General features: G+C 73.4%; 17 protein-coding genes. 14 read left to right on the top strand and 3 right to left on the bottom strand.

Annotation, left to right across the window (positions count from 1 at the left end):
* The first annotated feature begins 10 nt into the window (after positions 1–10).
* From ACYVKY_RS00365 to ACYVKY_RS00345, 5 genes are read left to right on the top strand one after another with little or no spacing between them, the layout of a single operon-like run.
* Positions 11–1294 (top strand): ABC transporter substrate-binding protein, encoded by a 1284-nt coding sequence (locus tag ACYVKY_RS00365; protein ID WP_460432999.1) that lies wholly within the window; start codon positions 11–13, stop codon positions 1292–1294.
* 4 nt (positions 1295–1298) lie between these two features.
* Complete coding sequence (locus ACYVKY_RS00360) at positions 1299–2444, top strand: ABC transporter ATP-binding protein (protein ID WP_460432998.1); 1146 nt, start codon at positions 1299–1301, stop codon at positions 2442–2444.
* Positions 2445–2446: 2 nt separating this feature from the next.
* A complete protein-coding gene (locus ACYVKY_RS00355) occupies positions 2447–3367 on the top strand; it encodes an ABC transporter permease (RefSeq protein WP_460433041.1) in 921 nt (306 codons plus the stop codon).
* The gene (locus tag ACYVKY_RS00350) at positions 3364–4167 is read left to right on the top strand and encodes an ABC transporter permease (RefSeq protein ID WP_460432997.1); all 804 of its coding nucleotides are present in this window, start codon (positions 3364–3366) and stop codon (positions 4165–4167) included. The genes ACYVKY_RS00355 and ACYVKY_RS00350 overlap by 4 nt, the downstream gene beginning before the upstream one ends.
* A gap of 30 nt (positions 4168–4197) precedes the next feature.
* On the top strand, positions 4198–5454 hold the full coding sequence (locus ACYVKY_RS00345; protein WP_460432996.1) for a saccharopine dehydrogenase family protein: 1257 nt from the start codon (positions 4198–4200) through the stop codon (positions 5452–5454).
* Between the two features lies 1 nt (position 5455).
* Here ACYVKY_RS00345 and ACYVKY_RS00340 read toward each other — a convergent pair whose 3' ends face one another.
* Both ACYVKY_RS00340 and gabT read right to left on the bottom strand, forming a co-directional pair.
* Positions 5456–6808, bottom strand: a complete 1353-nt coding sequence (locus tag ACYVKY_RS00340; protein ID WP_460432995.1) for a PLP-dependent aminotransferase family protein — start codon at positions 6806–6808, stop codon at positions 5456–5458.
* Positions 6805–8151 carry an aspartate aminotransferase family protein gene (gene gabT / locus ACYVKY_RS00335; protein WP_460432994.1) on the bottom strand — a complete coding sequence of 449 codons (1347 nt, stop codon included), beginning with the start codon at positions 8149–8151 and terminating at the stop codon, positions 6805–6807. The genes ACYVKY_RS00340 and gabT overlap by 4 nt, the downstream gene beginning before the upstream one ends.
* Before the next feature lie 105 nt (positions 8152–8256).
* Here gabT and ACYVKY_RS00330 point away from each other — a divergent pair, with 105 nt between their 5' ends.
* The 9 genes from ACYVKY_RS00330 (at position 8257) to ACYVKY_RS00290 (ending at position 18885) form a co-directional block, all read left to right on the top strand.
* Positions 8257–9723 carry an NAD-dependent succinate-semialdehyde dehydrogenase gene (locus ACYVKY_RS00330; protein ID WP_460432993.1) on the top strand — a complete coding sequence of 489 codons (1467 nt, stop codon included), beginning with the start codon at positions 8257–8259 and terminating at the stop codon, positions 9721–9723.
* Between the two features lie 43 nt (positions 9724–9766).
* Positions 9767–10990, top strand: a complete 1224-nt coding sequence (dxr, locus tag ACYVKY_RS00325) for a 1-deoxy-D-xylulose-5-phosphate reductoisomerase (protein WP_460432992.1) — start codon at positions 9767–9769, stop codon at positions 10988–10990.
* Positions 10983–12341: a M50 family metallopeptidase gene (locus ACYVKY_RS00320; protein ID WP_460432991.1), complete on the top strand. Its 1359-nt coding sequence runs from the start codon at positions 10983–10985 to the stop codon at positions 12339–12341. The genes dxr and ACYVKY_RS00320 overlap by 8 nt, the downstream gene beginning before the upstream one ends.
* 47 nt (positions 12342–12388) lie before the next feature.
* Positions 12389–13555: a flavodoxin/ferredoxin-dependent (E)-4-hydroxy-3-methylbut-2-enyl-diphosphate synthase gene (gene ispG / locus ACYVKY_RS00315; RefSeq protein ID WP_460432990.1), complete on the top strand. Its 1167-nt coding sequence runs from the start codon at positions 12389–12391 to the stop codon at positions 13553–13555.
* A gap of 37 nt (positions 13556–13592) precedes the next feature.
* A complete protein-coding gene (locus ACYVKY_RS00310; RefSeq protein ID WP_460432989.1) occupies positions 13593–14450 on the top strand; it encodes a GNAT family N-acetyltransferase in 858 nt (285 codons plus the stop codon).
* 123 nt (positions 14451–14573) lie between these two features.
* Positions 14574–15548, top strand: coding sequence for a DUF559 domain-containing protein (locus ACYVKY_RS00305; RefSeq protein WP_460432988.1), 975 nt, complete (start codon positions 14574–14576; stop codon positions 15546–15548).
* Positions 15549–15557: 9 nt separating this feature from the next.
* On the top strand, positions 15558–17336 hold the full coding sequence (locus ACYVKY_RS00300) for a proline--tRNA ligase (RefSeq protein WP_460432987.1): 1779 nt from the start codon (positions 15558–15560) through the stop codon (positions 17334–17336).
* Positions 17333–18076 (top strand): HAD family hydrolase, encoded by a 744-nt coding sequence (locus tag ACYVKY_RS00295; RefSeq protein WP_460432986.1) that lies wholly within the window; start codon positions 17333–17335, stop codon positions 18074–18076. The genes ACYVKY_RS00300 and ACYVKY_RS00295 overlap by 4 nt, the downstream gene beginning before the upstream one ends.
* 8 nt (positions 18077–18084) lie before the next feature.
* On the top strand, positions 18085–18885 hold the full coding sequence (locus tag ACYVKY_RS00290; protein WP_460432985.1) for a sulfite exporter TauE/SafE family protein: 801 nt from the start codon (positions 18085–18087) through the stop codon (positions 18883–18885).
* Positions 18886–18895: 10 nt separating this feature from the next.
* Here ACYVKY_RS00290 and ACYVKY_RS00285 read toward each other — a convergent pair.
* On the bottom strand, positions 18896–19109 hold a 214-nt coding region (locus tag ACYVKY_RS00285), incomplete at its 5' end, for a DUF4439 domain-containing protein (protein WP_460432984.1).

Genomic DNA, 19109 nt, shown 5'->3' with positions numbered 1-19109 from the left:
CCAGCACCCGATGACCACTCGCCGTCCCCTCAGCCCCGCCGAGCGAGCCGCCCGGCTCGCGTCGGCACCGCCCGAGGTCCGCGCGCTCGCCCGGCTCGGCCTCGGATCCCGTGCCGCGCAGCAGATCTCGCGCCGGTCGGCGCTCCAGGGCGCCGGCCTGCTCGGCCTCGGCGCGTTCCTCGCCGCCTGCGGCACGTCCGGCACGCCGGGCTCGACGGCGAGCGGCAGCGGGGGCGCGCCGACCGCCGCGCAGGACCGCTCGGACTCGGAGAAGCAGCTCGCCTGGGCGAACTGGACGCTCTACCTCGACCTGGCCGAGGACGGCACGACGTACCCGACGCTCGAGGCGTTCACGCAGGAGACCGGCATCGAGGTCGACTACAGCGAGGACGTCGACGGCAACGACACCTACTTCGGCAAGGTGCAGGGCCAGCTCGCGAACGGCGACGACATCGGCCAGGACATCGTGACGCTCACCGACTGGATGGCCGGGCGGATGATCTCGCTCGGGTACACCCAGGAGCTCGACCAGGCGAACATCCCGAACTGGGAGAACATCCTCACCGACCTGCGCGAGGTCGACTTCGACCCCGGCCGCAAGCACTCCCTCACCTGGCAGTCCGGGTTCGGCGGCATCGCCTGGAACAAGGCGGAGGTGCCCGGCGGACTGCGCACCGTGTCGGACCTGTGGAAGCCCGAGCTGAAGGGCCGGGTCGAGGTGCTCGACGAGATGCGCGACACCATCGGCCTGATCATGCTCGAGCAGGGCGTCGACCCCTCCGGCGACTGGGGCGCAGCCGAGTTCGAGGCGGCGGTCGAGGTGCTGCAGGAGCAGGTGTCGAACGGCCAGATCCGTCAGGTGAAGGGGAACTCGTACAAGGAGGACCTGATCTCCGGCGACGCGCTCGCGGTCATCTGCTGGTCCGGCGACATCACGCAGCTGAACTTCGAGAACGGCGAGCAGTGGGAGTTCGCCATCCCCGAGGCGGGCGGCACGCTCTGGAGCGACAACCTGATGGTGCCCATCGGGTCGCCGCACAAGAAGAACGCCGAGACGCTGATGAACTACTACTACGACCCGGCGGTCGCGGCGCAGGTGGCGGCGTACGTCAACTACATCTGCCCGGTGCAGGGCGCCCAGGAGGCGATGGTCGAGATCGACCCCGCCCTCGCCGAGGACACGAGCATCTTCCCGGACGAGGAGACGCTGTCGCAGGTCAAGGTCTTCCGCAGCCTCACCGCGGACGAGGAGACCGAGTTCGGCGGCGCGTTCCAGACCGCGATCGGGAACTGAGGCGGTGGCCGGCGAGGAGGGGCGCGACCTCGAGCTGCGTTCTGTCACGAAGCGGTTCGGCGACTTCGTCGCGGTCGACGACCTGTCGCTGACGATCCCGTCGGGGTCGTTCTTCGCCCTGCTCGGGCCGTCGGGCTGCGGCAAGACCACGACGCTGCGGATGGTCGCCGGCCTCGAGCACCCCACGAGCGGCCAGGTGCTCATCGCCGGCGACGACGTCACCTCGACCCGGGCGCACCAGCGTCCGGTCAACACGGTGTTCCAGAGCTACGCCCTCTTCCCGCACCTGGACGTCGTCGAGAACGTCGCCTTCGGCCTGCGCCGCAAGAAGGTCGGTGACGCCACCGAGCGCGCGCTGGCGGCGCTCGACCTGGTCGAGCTGCGGCACCTGGCGCGGCGCCGCCCGGCCCAGCTGTCCGGCGGCCAGCAGCAGCGCGTCGCCCTCGCGCGCGCCGTGGTGAACAACCCGGCGGTGCTGCTGCTCGACGAGCCGCTCGGCGCCCTCGACCTCAAGCTGCGCCGCCAGATGCAGGTCGAGCTCAAGCGCATCCAGGACGAGGTGGGCCTGACCTTCGTGCACGTCACCCACGACCAGGAGGAGGCCATGACGATGGCCGACACCGTGGCCGTGATGAACGCGGGCCGGATCGAGCAGATGGGTGCGCCGGAGGAGCTGTACGACTTGCCGCGCACCGCGTTCGTGGCGAACTTCCTCGGCCGCTCGAACCTGGTGCCCGGCACGGTGGTCGACGACCACGGCGAGGTCCTGGGCGTGGAGGTCGCCGGTCGCCGCGTGCACGTGCCCGCCGACCGCGCCGTCGCCCGCAGCGGCCGCGTCCTGGTCGGGTTCCGTCCGGAGAAGGTGCACCTGGTGACCGGCGACGAGGAGGTGCCCGACGGCACGAACGTCCTCGGCCCCGGCCGGGTGCTCGACGTCTCGTTCTCGGGCGTCAGCACCGAGTACCTCGTCGACGTCGCCGGTCTCGGGACGATGAGCGTCTTCGCCCAGAACCTGGACGCGTCGGTGCGAGCCGCGCGCGGTGACGAGGTGCACCTGGCGTGGCTGCCGCGGCACACCTTCGGCCTCGCGGGCGACCAGGACTCCCACGCGGGCGAGGAGGGCCTGGCCGCCGAGAAGGTGCTCGCGTGAGCCTGTCCGGCCTCGCGCACGCGGCCGCGACGTCCGGCGACGACACCGCCTCGGGCGACGACACCCGTCGGCGCGGCCGGGTCGGGTACCTGCTCCTCCTGCCGGGCCTGCTCTACCTGCTGCTGTTCTTCGTCGCCCCGGTCGGTGCGCTGCTGCTCACCTCGCTCTACGAGCGGGTGCCGGGCGGCCCCGTCGGTGCGACGCAGCCGGCGTTCCGGCTCGCCAACTACACCGAGGCGATCGCCGCGTACGGGCCGCAGTTCGGCCGCTCGTTCCTGTACGCGCTGCTCGCCACGGTGTTCGCCCTCGCGATCGGCTACCCGCTCGCGTACGTCATCGCGGTGCGCTGCCGCGGACGTCCGCTGCTGCAGGGCCTGCTGCTCGTCACCGTGATCGCACCGTTCTTCACCAGCTTCATCCTGCGCACCATCGCGTGGAAGCAGATCCTCGCGGACGAGAGCGTCGTGGTCTCGGTGCTCAAGACGATCCAGCTGCTGCCCGACGACGCGCGCCTCACCGCGACGCCGATCGCGGTGGTGGCCGGCCTGACGTACAACTTCCTGCCGTTCATGACGCTGCCGATCTACGCGAGCCTCGAGCGGCTCGACCTGCGGCTCGTCGAGGCGGGCGGCGACCTGTACGCCGGTGCGGCGCAGACGTTCCGCCACGTGACGCTGCCCCTGTCGCTGCCGGGGGTGGTGTCGGGCACGCTGCTCACCTTCATCCCGGCCGCCGGCGACTACGTGAACTCGGCGCTGCTCGGCAACGCCGGCACCTCGATGGTCGGCAACGTCATCGACTCGCGGTTCTTCCGCGTCGTCGACTACCCGACCGCGTCCGCGCTCTCGGTGCTGCTCATGCTCGCGATCCTGGTGCTCGTCGGTCTCTACGTGCGCCGGGCGGGGACGGAGGAGCTGCTGTGAGTCGCTTCTCGCTCGGGCGTTACGTGCTGCCCGTGTTCGCCGGCATCGCCCTGCTCTACCTGCTGACGCCGATCGCGTACACGTTCGCGTTCTCGTTCAACGACGCCGGGCGCACCAACCTGGTGTGGCGCGGTTTCACCCTGGACAACTGGAAGGACCCGTGCGGCGCACCCGACGTGTGCCGGGCGGTGGTGAACAGCATCCAGATCGGGCTCATCGCCACCGCGATCGCCACCGTGCTCGGGACGATGATCGCGATCGCCCTCGTGCGCTACCGGTTCCGCTTCCGGTCGACCGCGAACCTGCTGCTGTTCCTGCCGCTCGCCACGCCCGAGGTCGTCCTCGGCGCCGCGCTGCTCGCCCAGTTCCTCAACCTGCGCGTCAACCCCGGCTTCGCCACCGTCGTCCTCGCGCACGTGATGTTCTGCATCAGCTTCGTCGTCGTGACCGTCAAGGCCCGCGTCGCGGGCCTCGACCCGCGGCTCGAGGAGGCGGCGGCCGACCTGTACGCGGGTCCGATGCAGGCGTTCTGGCGGGTCACCTTCCCGCTGCTGCTGCCCGGCATCGCGGCCGCGGCGCTGCTGTCGTTCTCGCTGTCGTTCGACGACTTCATCATCACGAACTTCAACAGCGGCAACACCGACACGTTCCCGAAGTTCGTCTACGTGGCCGCCACCCGCGGCATCCCCGCGCAGGCGAACGTGGTCGGCTCGGCGATGTTCGTCATCGCCCTCGTCATCGTCGTCGCGGGGCAGCTGCTCGCCGCCCGGCGCCGCAAGCAGCTCGCCCGCCGCGCCTGACCTGGCCCGGCACCACCGAGAGAGGCACCCATGAGGATCCTGCTGGTCGGCGCCGGCGGCGTCGGCGACGCCTTCGTCCGCATCGCCGCACGACGCGACTTCTTCGAGCTGCTGGTGGTGAGCGACTACGACCTCGCGCGCGCCGAGCGGTCGGTCGCGGCCGTGGCCGAGCGGCACCCGGGCGACGACCGGTTCGTCGCGGCGCGGGTCGACGCGTCCGACGAGGCGTCGGTCGAGGCGCTCGCGCGCGAGCACGGCGCGACGCACGTGATGAACGCGGTCGACCCCCGCTTCGTGATGCCCGTGTTCCGGGGCGCGTTCGCCGCCGGGGCCGACTACCTCGACATGGCCATGTCGCTGTCGAAGCCCCATCCGGAGCAGCCCTACGAGCTGCCCGGCGTCAAGCTCGGCGACGAGCAGTTCGCGCTGGCGGGGGAGTGGGAGACCGCCGGTCGCCTCGCGCTGGTCGGCATCGGCGTCGAGCCCGGCCTCTCGGACGTGTTCGCGCGCTACGCCGCCGACCACCTGTTCTCCGAGATCGACGAGCTCGGGACGCGGGACGGCTCGAACCTGGTCGTGGCCGGCCGCGACGGCGAGCCGTCGTTCGCGCCCTCGTTCTCGATCTGGACGACGATCGAGGAGTGCCTGAACCCGCCGGTGATCTGGGAGCGAGGCCGGGAGTGGTTCACCACCGCGCCGTTCAGCGAGCCCGAGGTGTTCGACTTCCCGGCGGGCATCGGCCCGGTCGAGTGCGTGAACGTCGAGCACGAGGAGGTGCTCCTGATGCCGCGCTGGGTCGACGCCAGGCGGGTCACCTTCAAGTACGGCCTCGGCGAGGAGTTCATCTCGGTGCTGCGCACGCTGCACGCGCTCGGCCTCGACCGCACCACGCCCGTCTCGGTGCCGAGCTCGGCCGGGCGCGTGGAGATCTCGCCGCGCGACCTGGTCGCCGCCTGCCTGCCCGACCCCGCGACGATCGGCGACCGGATGACCGGCACGACGTGCGCCGGCATGTGGGTCACCGGCACGGGCAAGGACGGCAACCCGCGCGAGGTGTACCTGTACCACGCGGTCGACAACGAGTGGTCGATGGCCGAGTACGGCTCGCAGTGCGTGGTCTGGCAGACCGCGATCAACCCGGTCGTGGCGCTCGAGCTGCTCGCGAACGGGACGTGGTCGGGTGCAGGCGTCCTCGGCCCCGAGGCGTTCGACGCGGTGCCGTTCCTCGACCTGCTGCAGGACGGCTACGGCAGCGCGTGGGGCATGGAGGAGCGCACGCCCTCCTGAGTCACCGGACCAGCCGGGCCAGCACGCGGTCGAACGAGGCGGTGTGGGCGTCGACCTGCGACGCGGCGGTCGTCGGCGCCATCAGCGCCATGTTGTGGAACGGCGTGAGCAGCAGGCCGTCCGCCAGGGCGGCGAGGTGCATGCAGGTCTGCAGCGCGAAGTCGTCGGCGGCCGCGGCCTCGGCGCCGTCCCGTGGCGGCGCGTCGCTGAACGCGTACTCGGCGCGCCCGCCGAGCCGGGTGACGTGCCAGGGCACGCCGTGGGCGTCGATGCCGGCCTGCACGCCGTCGGTCCACCGGACGGCGAGGGACTCCATGTGCGCGAACGCGTCCGGGGTCAGCACCTCGGTGAGGGTGGCGCGGATCGCGGCCAGCGACAACGCGTTCCCGGCCAGGGTGCCGCCGACGCCGCCGAGGTCGACGTCCTCGAGCTCGACCGACGCGAGCACCCGGTCGGCGAGGTCGGCCGTCATCCCGAAGGCGCCGCACGGCACGCCGCCACCGATCGCCTTGCCCAGCGTCACGACGTCGGGTCGGAGCCCGTCCCGGGCGGTCATGCCGCCGGGGCCTGCGCACAGCGTGTGCGTCTCGTCGAGCACCAGCAGGGCGCCGTGCTCGCGGGTCAGGCGGCGGAGCGCGTCGTGCCAGCCGTCGTCGGGGAGCACGATGCCGATGTTCGTCATCGCGGGTTCGACCAGCACGCAGGCGATCTCGCCGGTGGCCAGCTCGCGCTCGAGGGCCGCGACGTCGTTGAACGGCACGACCGCGGTGGTGACGGACGGGTGCACCGGCGGGCCGATGCTGCCGCGCCGCGGCACCACGCGCCCGGCGTCCAGCGTCGCGAAGGTCTCGTCGACGCTGCCGTGGTAGCAGTAGTCGACCACGAGCACCTTAGGCCGCCCGGTGAGGTGGCGGGCGTAGCGGATGACGTGCCGGTTCGCGTCGGTGGCCGACAGCGTGAACTGCCACTGCGGCAGGCCGAACCGGCGTGCGAGCTCGGCCGCGGCGTCGGGCGCGTCGGTGCTCGGCAGCATGGTCGTGATGCCGCGCGCGGCCCGGTGCGCCACCGCCGCGGCGGTGGGCCCGGGGCTGTGGCCGGTCATCGCACCGGTGTCGCCCAGGCACAGGTCGGCGACCTCGACGCCGTCGAGGCAGGTGAACACCGAGCCGGACGCCTCGGCGACGCAGAGCGGGAACGGCCCTGCCCACTTGGCCATCCAGCTCATCGGCACGCCGGCGGGCAGGTGCGCGCGGGCCCGCTCGTGCTCGGCGGCGCACCGCGGGTGGGCGGCGACGAGGCGCGCCTCCTCGGCCGCGTGCACCTCGTGCACGTGGGCCGGGTCGACCCCGGTCACGCGCCCAGCACCTCGTCGACCGCGCCGACCAGCACCTCGAGGCCCTCGGCGAGCTGCTTGTCGGTGATGACGAGTGCGGGCAGCAGGCGGATGACGTTGCCGTACGTGCCGCAGGTGAGCGTCAGCACGCCCCGGGCGTGGCAGCGCGCCGAGATCGCCGACGCCGCAGCGGCGTCCGGGGTGATGCCGTCGTCGCCCACCAGCTCGAACGCCATCATCGCCCCGCGGCCGCGGACGTCGCCGACGCCCGCGTGGCGGGCCTCCGCCTCGCGCAGCGCCGACCCGACCCGGTCCTCGATCCAGCGCGCCCGCTCGACCAGCCCCTCCTCGGCGTAGACCTCGATCGCGGCCAGCGCGGCAGCGCACGCCACCGGGTTGCCGCCGTAGGTGCCGCCCAGGCCGCCGGGGTGGACGGCGTCCATCGCCTCGGCCCGCCCCGTCACGGCCGCGAGCGGCAGGCCGGCGGCGATGCCCTTGGCGGTGGTGACCAGGTCGGGCACGACGTCCTCGTGCTCGCAGGCGAACATCGCCCCCGTCCGCGCGAAGCCGGTCTGGATCTCGTCGGCGACGAGCAGCGCGCCGTTCGCCCGGCACCACTCCTGGAGCGCGGGCAGGAACCCCGGCGCGGGGACGACGAAGCCGCCCTCGCCCTGCACCGGCTCGATCACGACGGCGGCGACCTGGTCGGCTCCGACCTGCTTCTCGACCAGGTCGAGCGCGCGGCGCGCGGCCTGCTCGCCGGTCAGCCCCTCGGGGTCGCGGAACGGGTACGACATCGGGGCGCGGTGCACCTCGCCCGCGAACGGCCCGAAACCCTTCTTGTACGGCATCACCTTGGCCGTCATCGCCATCGTGAGGTTGGTGCGGCCGTGGTAGCCGTGGTCGAACACGACCACGGCGTCGCGCCCGGTGGCGTGCCGCGCGATCTTGACCGCGTTCTCGACGGCCTCGGCGCCCGAGCTCAGCAGCACGCTGCGCTTGTCGTGGTCGCCGGGCGTCAGGCGGGCGAGCGCCTCGCAGACCTCCAGGTACCCCTCGTAGGGCGAGACCATGAAGCAGGTGTGGGTGAACCGCGACACCTGCTCGCGCACCGCCTCGACCACGCGCGGGTGCGCGTGCCCGACGCCGGTGACCGCGATGCCGGAGCCCAGGTCGATCAGGGTGTTGCCGTCGACGTCGGTGAGCAGCGCCCCCTCGGCGCCGGCGACCCAGGCCGGCAGGACGCTCGACACGCCCGCCGCCACGGCGGCCTGCCGCCGCGCGGTCAGCTCGCGCGAACGGGGGCCCGGCAGCTCTGTGACGAGCCGACTCGGACGGGCAGCGGTGCGGATCACGTCGGTCATGACCGCAGGGTAGTGCCGAGAACGCCCGCCGAGGAGCCCTTCTGCCACGGAATCCGCGACCGGCGACGTCTGGCGAGCGGGTTCGGCGCGGTGTTGGATGGGGGCATGGCGCTGAGCGGACGCGAGCAGGACGTCGTCGGGTCGGTGCGCACCGACCTGTTCGTCGCGGGGGAGTGGCGGGCGGCCTCGGCCGGGGCCCGCATCGACGTGGAGGACCCGGCCACCGGCGAGGTGATCGCCTCCGTCGCCGACGGCACGGTCGAGGACGGTGCCGCCGCCCTCGCGGCCGCCGCCTCCGCCCAGCGCGACTGGGCGGCGACGCCACCGCGCGACCGCGGCGAGATCCTGCGCCGCGCGTTCGAGCTGCTGACCGAGCGGGCCGACGACCTCGCGCTGCTGATGACGCTCGAGATGGGCAAGCCCGTCGCCGAGTCCAAGGGCGAGATCACCTACGCCGCCGAGTTCTTCCGCTGGTTCAGCGAGGAGGCCGTGCGCATCGCCGGACGCTGGTCGACGGCACCGAACGGCGCCTCGCGGCTGCTGACGATGAAGCAGCCGGTCGGGCCCTGCCTGTTCATCACGCCGTGGAACTTCCCGATGGCGATGGGCACCCGCAAGATCGGCCCGGCCGTCGCGGCCGGCTGCACGATGGTGGTCAAGCCCGCGTCGTCGACGCCGCTGTCGATGCTGGCGCTGGCTTCGATCATGACCGAGGCCGGCCTGCCCGACGGCGTGCTCAACGTCGTCACCACCTCCTCGACCGGCGAGGTGATGGAGCCGCTCATCCGCGACCCCCGGCTGCGCAAGCTCTCGTTCACCGGGTCGACCGGCGTCGGCAAGCGGCTGGTCGAGCAGTCGGCCGAGCAGCTGCTGCGGGTGTCGATGGAGCTCGGCGGCAACGCGCCGTTCCTGGTCTTCCCGGACGCCGACCTCGACGCCGCCGTCGAGGGCGCGATGCTGGCGAAGATGCGCAACGGCGGCGAGGCCTGCACCGCCGCGAACCGCTTCCTCGTCCACGCCGATGTCGCCGACGACTTCACCGCCCGCCTGGCCGAGCGGATGGGCGGCCTCAAGGTCGGCCGCGGCACCGACGACGGCGTGCAGGTCGGCCCGCTCGTCGACGCCGCCACCCGCGACAAGGTGTCCGACCTGGTGTCCGACGCCGTCGACCGCGGCGCCGACGTCCGCGCCGGCGGCGGGGCGATGGGCGAGCGCGGGTACTTCTACGCGCCGACCGTGCTCGCCGACGTCCCGCCGGACGCGCGCATCCTCGGCGAGGAGGTCTTCGGACCCGTCGCCCCGGTCGTGACGTTCACCGACGACGACCAGGCCGTCGAGCTGGCCAACGACACCGAGTACGGGCTCGTGGCCTACGTGTTCACCCAGCGGCTCGACCGCGCGCTGTCGGTGGTCGAGCGGCTCGACACCGGCATGGTGGGCCTGAACGCCGGCGTCGTCAGCAACCCGGCCGCCCCCTTCGGCGGGGTCAAGCACTCCGGCTTCGGGCGCGAGGGCGGCGCCGAGGGCATCGAGGAGTACCTCGAGACCAAGTACGTCGGCATCGCGACCTGACGGCCGTGACGGGGCCCGGCCCGGCGTCGTCCACACTGGTGGCGTGAGAGACGTCGTCCTGCTCGGGAGCACGGGGTCCGTCGGCACGCAGGCGGTCGAGGTCGTCCGGGGTGCCCCCGACCGGTTCCGGGTCGTCGCGCTCGCCGCCGGCGGCGGCGACGTCGACCTGCTGGCGCGCCAGGCCGCCGAGCTCGACGTCGAGGCCGTCGCCGTGGCGCGGCCCGAGGTGGTCGACGAGCTCGTGGCCGCGATCGCCGTCCACGGCGGTCGTCGCACCCCCGAGGTGGTCGCCGGCCCCGAGGGGGTCGAGCAGGTCGCCGGGCACCGCGCCGACGTCGTGCTGAACGGCATGACCGGCTCGGTCGGCCTGCGCCCGACGCTCGCGGCGCTCGCCTCGGGCGCGACGCTCGCGCTCGCGAACAAGGAGTCGCTGATCGTGGGCGGCCCCCTCGTCCTGGACGCCGCGCGCGCCGCCGGCGGCGAGGGACCGGGCGCCACCGACCGCGTCGTCCCGGTCGACTCCGAGCACTCCGCGCTCGCGCAGTGCCTGCGCGGCGGGAGGCGGGACGAGCTCGCGCGCCTGGTGCTGACGGCGTCCGGCGGACCGTTCCGCGGCCGCACCCGCGCCGAGCTGGCCGAGGTGACGCCGGAGCAGGCGCTCGCGCACCCGACCTGGGCGATGGGCCCGATGGTGACCACGAACTCGGCGACGATGGTGAACAAGGCGCTCGAGGTGATCGAGGCGCACCTGCTGTTCGGGGTGCCGTTCGACCGGATCGACGTCGTCGTGCACCCGCAGTCGGTCGTGCACTCGATGGTCGAGTTCACCGACGGCTCGACGCTCGCCCAGTGCTCGCCGCCGGACATGCGGCTGCCGATCGCCCTCGGCCTCGGCTGGCCCGACCGGGTGCCCGGCGCCGCCGCGCCCGTCGACTGGTCGACCGCGTCCACCTGGGAGTTCGCGCCCCTCGACGACGACGCGTTCCCCGCCGTCCGGCTGGCCCGCGAGGTCGGTGAGGCCGGCGGGACGTTCCCGGCCGTCTACAACGCCGCCAACGAGCAGGCCGTGCACGCCTTCCTCGGAGGGCACGTGCCGTTCCTCGCGATCGTGGACACTGTCAGGGCGGTGGTGGACGACTGGTCCGCTCGCCGCGACGGGGGCGGTGACCTCGCCGTCGACCTGACCGTCGAGGCCGTGCTGGCCGCCGAGACGTGGGCGCGCGGGCGCGCCGACGAGCTGCTGGGAGGAGGGGGCGCCGGTGCCTGACTGGCTCGAGTACGTCGGCGGCATCCTGATCGTCGTCGTGGTGCTGGCCGCCTCGATCGCGCTGCACGAGGTGGGCCACATGGTGCCCGCCAAGCGCTTCGGCGTGAAGGTGACGCAGTACATGATCGGGTTCGGCCCGACGATGTTCTCCTGGCGCCGCGGCGAGACCGAGTACGGCTTCAAGTGGATCCCGGCCGGCGGCTACATCCGGATGATCGGCATGTTCCCGCCGCGGCCGGGGGAGGACGAGCACCACCTGCGCGACTCCTCGACCGGCGCGTTCCAGACCCTCGCCGACGACGCCCGGCACGCCAGCGCCCAGGAGATCCGTCCCGGCGACGAGGACCGCGTCTTCTACAAGCTGTCGGTGCCGAAGAAGGTCGTCGTCATGCTCGGCGGCCCGACGATGAACCTGCTCATCGGCATCGCCCTGCTCGGCGTCCTGCTCGTCGGGTTCGGCGACCCGCGCAACCCGGTGCTCACCACGACCATCGAGGAGGTCCAGGTCTGCATGGCCGACGCCTCCGACGTCGACGCGCTGTGCGACCCGGACAGCGACGAGGGGCTGCCCAAGACGCCCGCGTTCGAGGCGGGCCTGCGCCCCGGCGACGAGGTGCTCTCGTACGGCGGCACCGCGATCGACAGCTGGGAGCAGGTGCGCGGGCTGATCCGCGAGAGCGTCGACACCCCCACCGAGGTCGTGGTGCGGCGGGCCGGCGAGGAGGAGCGGCTCACCGTCACGCCCGTCCCGAACCAGGTGGCGGTGCTCGACGACGCGGGCGACGCCGTGCTCGGCGACGACGGCGAGCCCGAGACGGTCGAGGCCGGCTTCCTCGGCCTGGTGCCGCAGCAGACCACCGAGCCCACGTCGGTGACGGCCGTCCCCGGGTTCGTCTGGGACACCGTCACCCAGACCGCCCGGCTCGTCATCGCGCTGCCGGTGCGCATGGTCGACGTCGCGCAGGCCGCGTTCGGCACCGAGGAGCGCGACCCGACCGGCCCGATCGGCATCGTCGGCGTCGGCCGCCTCACCGGCGAGATCGCCTCGCTCGACGACATCCAGACCCGCGACAAGGTCTCGACCATCATCGGGATCCTCGGCCAGGTGAACATCGCGCTGTTCGTGTTCAACCTGCTGCCGCTGCTGCCGCTCGACGGCGGGCACGTCGCGGGCGCGCTGTGGGAGGGGCTGCGCCGCCAGCTGGCGCGGCTGCGGCGCAGGCCCGACCCCGGGCCGGTCGACGTCGCCAAGGCGCTGCCGCTGGTCTACGTGGTGTCGGTCGTGCTGATCGCGATGTCGATCATGCTGCTGTACGCCGACATCGTCCGGCCGATCACGCTGCGGGGCTGACCGCGGGGTCCTGCGCGTCCGGCCGGGCCGGGTGGGACACTGGTGGCATGTCCGTCCCGATCTCGCTCGGCATGCCCGCGGCGCCGCCGCCCGTGCTGGCCCCCCGCCGCAAGACCCGCAAGATCAAGGTCGGCAAGGTCGAGGTCGGCGGTGACGCGCCGGTCAGCGTCCAGTCGATGACGACGACGCCGACCACCGACGTCAACGCCACGCTGCAGCAGATCGCCGAGCTCACGGCGACCGGCTGCGACATCGTCCGGGTGGCGTGCCCGTCGCAGGACGACGCCGACGCGCTGCCGGCGATCGCGCGCAAGTCGCAGATCCCGGTCATCGCCGACATCCACTTCCAGCCGAAGTACGTCTTCGCCGCGATCGACGCCGGCTGCGCGGCCGTCCGGGTCAACCCGGGCAACATCCGCAAGTTCGACGACCAGGTCGGCGCGATCGCCAAGGCGGCCAAGGACGCCGGGGTCTCGCTGCGCATCGGCGTCAACGCCGGCTCGCTCGACCCGCGGCTGCTGGAGAAGTACGGCAAGGCCACGCCCGAGGCGCTGGTCGAGTCGGCCGTCTGGGAGGCCTCGCTGTTCGAGGAGCACGACTTCCACGACTTCAAGATCTCGGTGAAGCACAACGACCCCGTCGTGATGGTGCGCGCCTACGAGCTGCTGTCCGAGCGGGGCGACTGGCCGCTGCACCTCGGCGTCACCGAGGCCGGTCCCGCCTTCCAGGGCACGATCAAGTCGGCCACCGCGTTCGGCGCGCTGCTGTCGAAGGGCATCGGCGACACCATCCGCGTCTCGCTGTCGGCGCCTCCGGTCGAGGAGGTCAAGGTCGGCAACCAGATCCTGCAGTCGCTGAACCTGCGCCCGCGCAAGCTCGAGATCGTCTCCTGCCCGTCCTGCGGGCGCGCCCAGGTCGACGTCTACACCCTCGCCGACGAGGTCACGGCCGGCCTCGAGGGCATGGAGGTGCCGCTGCGCGTCGCCGTCATGGGGTGCGTCGTCAACGGCCCGGGTGAGGCCCGCGAGGCCGACCTCGGGGTCGCCTCCGGCAACGGCAAGGGCCAGATCTTCGTCAAGGGCGAGGTCATCAAGACCGTGCCCGAGAGCAAGATCGTCGAGACCCTGATCGAGGAGGCGATGCGCATCGCCGAGTCGATGGAGGCCGACGCGTCCGGCGACGGCGCCGGATCCCCTACGGTGACCGTGGGCTGACCCACCCGGGCGGCTCCCGGACGCGAGGGGGCGCGGGGTGTTCCGACGGCAGCAGCTGCGCCCGCTCGGGCCGGGCGACGCCGCCGACCTGCTGTCGCTGTGCGAGCGCGACCCGGTCACCGACGTGTTCGTCGCGGCGCGGGTCGAGCGCTACGGCATCGACCGCCCCGGCACCCGCGGCGGCGACCTCTACGGCTGGTTCTCGCGCGGTGAGCTGGTGTCGGCGTGCTGGTTCGGCGCCAACCTGGTGCCGGTGCAGGCCGTGCCGGAGGCGCTCAGCGCCTTCACCCAGCACGCGCTGCAGACCGGGCGGCGGTGCTCGTCGCTGGTCGGTCCGGCCGACGACGTGCTGTGGATGTGGTCCGAGCTCGAGCGGCGCTGGGGACCGGCCCGCGAGGTGCGCGCCGACCAGCCGCTGCTGGCCCTCGACCACGCGCCCGCGGTGGCCCCCGACCCCGCCGTGCGCCGCGCCCGTCGCGAGGACCTCGACCTGCTGGTGCCCGCCGCGGTGGCGATGTTCACCGAGGAGGTCGGCTACTCGCCGGTGGCCTACGACGGCGGGCACGCCTACCGCCAGCGGGTCGCCCAGCTGGTCGACGACGGGTCGGCGTTCGTGCGGGTCGAGCCGCTCGAGGGGACCGACCAGGTCGTCTTCAAAGCCGACCTCGGCGCGCTGAGCCGGCGGGTGGCGCAGGTGCAGGGCGTCTACGTCGACCCGCGGCTGCGGGGCCGCGGCCTCGCGGCTCCCGGGATGGCCGCCGTCGTCGAGCTCGCCCGGGCCGCCGGGGTCGGCACGGTCAGCCTCTACGCCAACGCCTGGAACGCCCCGGCGCTCGCGGCCTACCGCCGGGTCGGCTTCGAGCAGGTCGGCCGGTTCGCCACGATCCTGTTCTGACCGGGCACAGCGCTCGGAACAGCGCGCTGTCAGCGGCTGTACCGCGTCGTCCACAGGCGTCGTTCCGAGCCGTCTGTCCACATCTCCCGCTGAGGAGGTGGCTGCGACCGCCACGGGCACCGGATGGTGCGTGCCGTGGACCTGCGGGCGGTGGCGAGGACGGCGGCGGCGCACCAGGGAGTGCTGTCGTGGGGTGACCTGGTCGCCCGGCACCCGCGCCGGCAGGTCGAGGCCGCGCTGCGCGCAGGGGAGCTCGAACGCGTCGCCCGCGGGCGGTACGCCCTGCCCACCGCTCCCGGACCGCTGCGATCGGCCCTGGTGCACGGGGGAGCGGTGTCCCACGAGACGGCTGCGCGGCTGTGGTTCCTGGACACCCTGCACGAGGTCAGCACGACCCACGTGACCGTCGGGCAGCGCGCGTGCGGTCGGCCGGCTCGTGGAGTGCGGTTGCACTGGTCCGACCTCGATCCGGCCGAGGTGCGCGGTCGGGTGACGAGCCCGCTGCGCACGGTGCTGGACTGCGCCCGCACGCTGCCGTTCGCCGACGGGCTGGCGATCGCCGACTCCGCCCTGCGGCGGGCGGTGGTCGAGCCCGATCAGCTCCTCGTCGCGGCGGCCCGGTTGGCGGGTCCGGGTTCGGCCCGGGCGCAGAGGGTCGCGGTGCACGCGGACGGGCGTGCCGCGAACCCGTTCGAGTCGGGCCTGCGGGCCATCGTGCTCGATCTCGGCGTCGTCGACCTCGTGCCGCAGCTGCGGGTGCGGGTGACCGGCCTGTCCGGCTACGTCGACCTCGGCGACCTCGCGCTGCGGCTCGTGGTCGAGGCGGAGGGCTTCGAGCACCACGGCACGCGCGCGGCGTTGCACCGCGACTGCCGCCGGTACACCGCGCTCGCCCGTGCCGGCTGGGCCGTGCTGCGCTTCTCGTGGGAGGACGTCATGTTCCACCAGGACTGGGTGGGGGACTCGGTGCGAGAGGCCGTCGCGCTGAGACGGGCAGAGCGCTCGGAACGAAGGACGCGTCCGAGCGGGGCCGTGCGGCGGGTGCCTCGCGGTTCCGAGCGCCGTGCTCGCGGAAAGGCGGGTAACGGGCCCGGATAGGCTCGGCGCATGCTGCGGATGTCCACGTTGTTCCTGCGCACGCTGCGCGACGACCCGGCCGACGCCGAGGTCCCGAGCCACCGGCTGCTGGTGCGCGCCGGCTACATCCGCCGCGCGGCGCCGGGCATCTACTCGTGGCTGCCGCTCGGGTACCGGGTGCTGCGCAACGTCGAGCGGGTCGTGCGCGAGGAGATGGACGCCGCGGGGTTCCAGGAGGTGCACTTCCCGGCGCTGCTGCCCCGCGAGCCCTACGAGGCGACCAACCGCTGGACCGAGTACGGCGACAACATCTTCCGGCTCAAGGACCGCAAGGACGCCGACTACCTGCTCGGGCCCACCCACGAGGAGATGTTCACGCTCCTGGTGAAGGACCTGTACTCCTCGTACAAGGACCTGCCGCTCGCGATCTACCAGATCCAGACCAAGTACCGCGACGAGGCGCGTCCCCGCGCGGGGCTGCTGCGCGGCCGCGAGTTCACGATGAAGGACTCGTACTCGTTCGACGTCGACGACGCCGGTCTGGAGCGGAGCTACCAGCAGCACCGCGACGCCTACGTGCGCACCTTCGACCGGCTCGGCATGGAGTACGTGATCGTCAAGGCCACCTCGGGCGCGATGGGCGGCTCGGCCAGCGAGGAGTTCCTCGTGCCGGCCGTCAACGGCGAGGACACCTTCGTGCGGTGCACCTCGTGCGACTACGCCGCCAACGTCGAGGCCGTCGAGGTGCCCGCGCCCGAGCCCACCCCGCTCGACGGGCTGCCCGCCGCGCACGCGGAGCACACCCCGGACACGCCCACGATCGACACCCTCGTCGCGCACCTGAACGAGCACTTCCCCCGCGAGGACCGGCCCTGGCGCGCCGGCGACACCCTGAAAAACGTGCTGGTCGTGCTGCGCCACCCCGACGGCACCCGCGAGCCGCTCGCGATCGCCGTGCCCGGCGACCGCGAGGTCGACGCCAAGCGGCTCGGCGCGCAGGTCGAGCCTGCCGAGGTCGAGGCGTTCACCGAGGCCGACTTCGCCGCCCACCCCGGCCTGGCGAAGGGCTACATCGGTCCCGGCGCGCTCGGCAGCACCATCAGCACCGGCATCCGCTACCTGCTCGACCCCCGGGTCGTGGCCGGCACCCGCTGGGTCACCGGCGCCGACGAGGCCGGGCGACACGTGGTCGACCTGGTGGCGGGGCGCGACTTCCCGGCGGCCGGCGAGGAGGGGTCGGACGGCACGATCGAGGCCGCCGAGGTGCGCGACGGCGACGCCTGCCCCCGGTGCGGCCACCCGCTCGAGACCGCGCGCGGCATCGAGATGGGCCACGTCTTCCAGCTCGGACGCAAGTACGCCGAGGCGCTGGGGCTCAAGGTGCTCGACGAGAACGGCAAGCTCGTCACCGTGACGATGGGGTCGTACGGCATCGGCGTCTCGCGCGCCGTCGCGGCGATCGTCGAGAACAGCCACGACGAGCTCGGCATCGTGTGGCCGCGCGAGGTCGCGCCCGCCGACGTGCACCTGGTGGCCACCGGCAAGGACGACGACGTCTGGAAGGCCGCCGAGCAGCTCGCCGGCGAGCTGGAGGCGCTCGGCGTGCAGGTGCTGTTCGACGACCGCTGGAAGGTCAGCCCCGGCGTGAAGTTCAAGGACGCCGAGCTGGTCGGCGTGCCCACGATCGTCACCGTGGGCAAGCGGCTCGCCGACGGCGTGGTCGAGGTCAAGGACCGGCGCACCGGCGAGCGGCAGGACCTCGAGGTGGCGGGCGCCGCGCAGGCGCTGCGCGACCTGGTCCGCCGGTGAGCGAGCGGTCGCGGGGCCCGGTCGAGGCCGTCGTCTTCGACTGGGGCGGCACGATCACGCCCTGGCACCGGATCGACCTCGACCAGCAGTGGCACCACTACGCGCGCGCCCACGCCGCGCACGCCGACGAGGCCGACGACCTCGCCCGGCGCATCTGGGACGCCGAGGAGGCGGCCTGGAAGGGCGGCCGGGTCGACGGCGCGAGCGCCCGCATCGACGAGATCCTCGCCGCCGCAGGCGTGCTCACCGACCACGAGGGCCACGCGCCGGCGCTCGCGGCCTACCAGGAGTTCTGGGAGCCGCACACCCGCACCGACCCCGACATCCCGCCGCTGTGGGAGGGCCTGCGCGAGCGCGGCATCAGGGTCGGCGTGCTGAGCAACACGATCTGGACCCGCGAGTACCACCGCGCGGTGTTCGAGCGCGACGGCGTGCTGCACCTGGTCGACGGCGACGTCTACTCCAGCGAGATCCCCTGGGTGAAGCCGCACCCCGAGGCGTTCGCGGCCGCGCTGCGGGCGGTCGGCGTCGACGACCCGGGCCGGGCCGTGTACGTCGGCGACCGCCCGTTCGAGGACGTGCACGGCGCGCAGGCGGTCGGCATGCGGGCGGTGCTCGTCCCGCACTCCGACATCCCCCTCGACCAGCAGGTGGCCGGCATCGGCCGCGACGACGTCGCACCGGACGCCGTGGTGCACCGGCTGCTCGACCTGCTCGACGTCGTCGACGGCTGGCGCTGACCACGGCGGTGGACGCCGTCCTCGCCGACTGGTTCGGCGGCCTGCCGTGGTGGGGCGTCGCGCTGCTGCTGCTGGCCGCGGTGCTCGCCGGGTTCATCGACGCCGTGGTCGGCGGCGGCGGGCTGGTGCAGCTGCCCGCGCTGCTGCTCGTGCCGGGCATCGCCCCGGTGCAGGCGCTCGCCACCAACAAGCTCGGCAGCATCTGCGGCACGATCACCAGCTCGATCACCTACTACCGGCGGGTGCGGCCCGACCTGCGGACGGCGCTGCCGATGGCCGCCCTGGCCTGCGGCGGCGCGGCCGGTGGGGCGCTGTGCGCGAGCCTGCTGCCGGCGTCGGTGTTCCGTCCGGTCATCGTGGTCGCGCTGCTCGCCGTGGCCGCCTACACGATCACCCGGCCCTCGCTGGGCGAGGAGACCTCGCTGCGGTTCTCGGGCCACCGGCACCTCGTCGCGGCCGGCGGCGCGGGCCTCGGCATCGGCTTCTACGACGGCATCCTCGGCCCCGGTACCGGCTCGTTCCTCGTCTTCACCCTCGTCGGCCTGATGGGCTACGCGTTCCTCGAGGCCAGCGCCAAGGCGAAGATCGTCAACTTCGCGACCAACCTCGGCGCGCTGCTGGTGTTCGTCCCGCAGGGCGCCGTGCTGTGGGGGCTGGGTCTGGCGATGGGGGTCGCGAACCTGCTCGGCGGCTACCTCGGCGCGCGGACGGCGATCGCCCGCGGCAGCCGCTTCGTCCGGGTCTTCTTCCTGGTGGTCGTGGGGGCGCTCGTGCTGCGCCTCGGCTGGCAGGTCGTCACCGGCTCCTGAGCCGGGCGGATCAGGCGAGCTCGGGCAGCCCGGGGAACGCCGGCACGGGGCCCCATGCCGCCAGCTCGGTGGCGGCCGCGGCCAGCTGGTGCCCGGCCAGCGCGCGCCAGCCGCCCGTCGACGCCGCCACCAGGTCGGCCGCTGCCACGGCGACGTCGGTCTCGAGCCCGTGCGCGAGCGTCCGGGCGGCCGCGGGGTCGGCGACCGGCGGCACCGACCACGCC

Source organism: Angustibacter speluncae, assembly GCF_054777815.1.
This window is presented reverse-complemented; position numbering and strand designations above follow the sequence as displayed.

Coding starts and splice junctions, on each gene's coding strand:
- ACYVKY_RS00365 (WP_460432999.1), top strand. CDS start 11: ATGACCACTCGCCGTCCCCTCAGCCCCGCCGAGCGAGCCGCCCGGCTC.
- ACYVKY_RS00345 (WP_460432996.1), top strand. CDS start 4,198: ATGAGGATCCTGCTGGTCGGCGCCGGCGGCGTCGGCGACGCCTTCGTC.
- gabT (WP_460432994.1), bottom strand. CDS start 8,151: ATGACCGACGTGATCCGCACCGCTGCCCGTCCGAGTCGGCTCGTCACA.
- ACYVKY_RS00330 (WP_460432993.1), top strand. CDS start 8,257: ATGGCGCTGAGCGGACGCGAGCAGGACGTCGTCGGGTCGGTGCGCACC.
- ispG (WP_460432990.1), top strand. CDS start 12,389: ATGTCCGTCCCGATCTCGCTCGGCATGCCCGCGGCGCCGCCGCCCGTG.
- ACYVKY_RS00305 (WP_460432988.1), top strand. CDS start 14,574: ATGGTGCGTGCCGTGGACCTGCGGGCGGTGGCGAGGACGGCGGCGGCG.
- ACYVKY_RS00300 (WP_460432987.1), top strand. CDS start 15,558: ATGCTGCGGATGTCCACGTTGTTCCTGCGCACGCTGCGCGACGACCCG.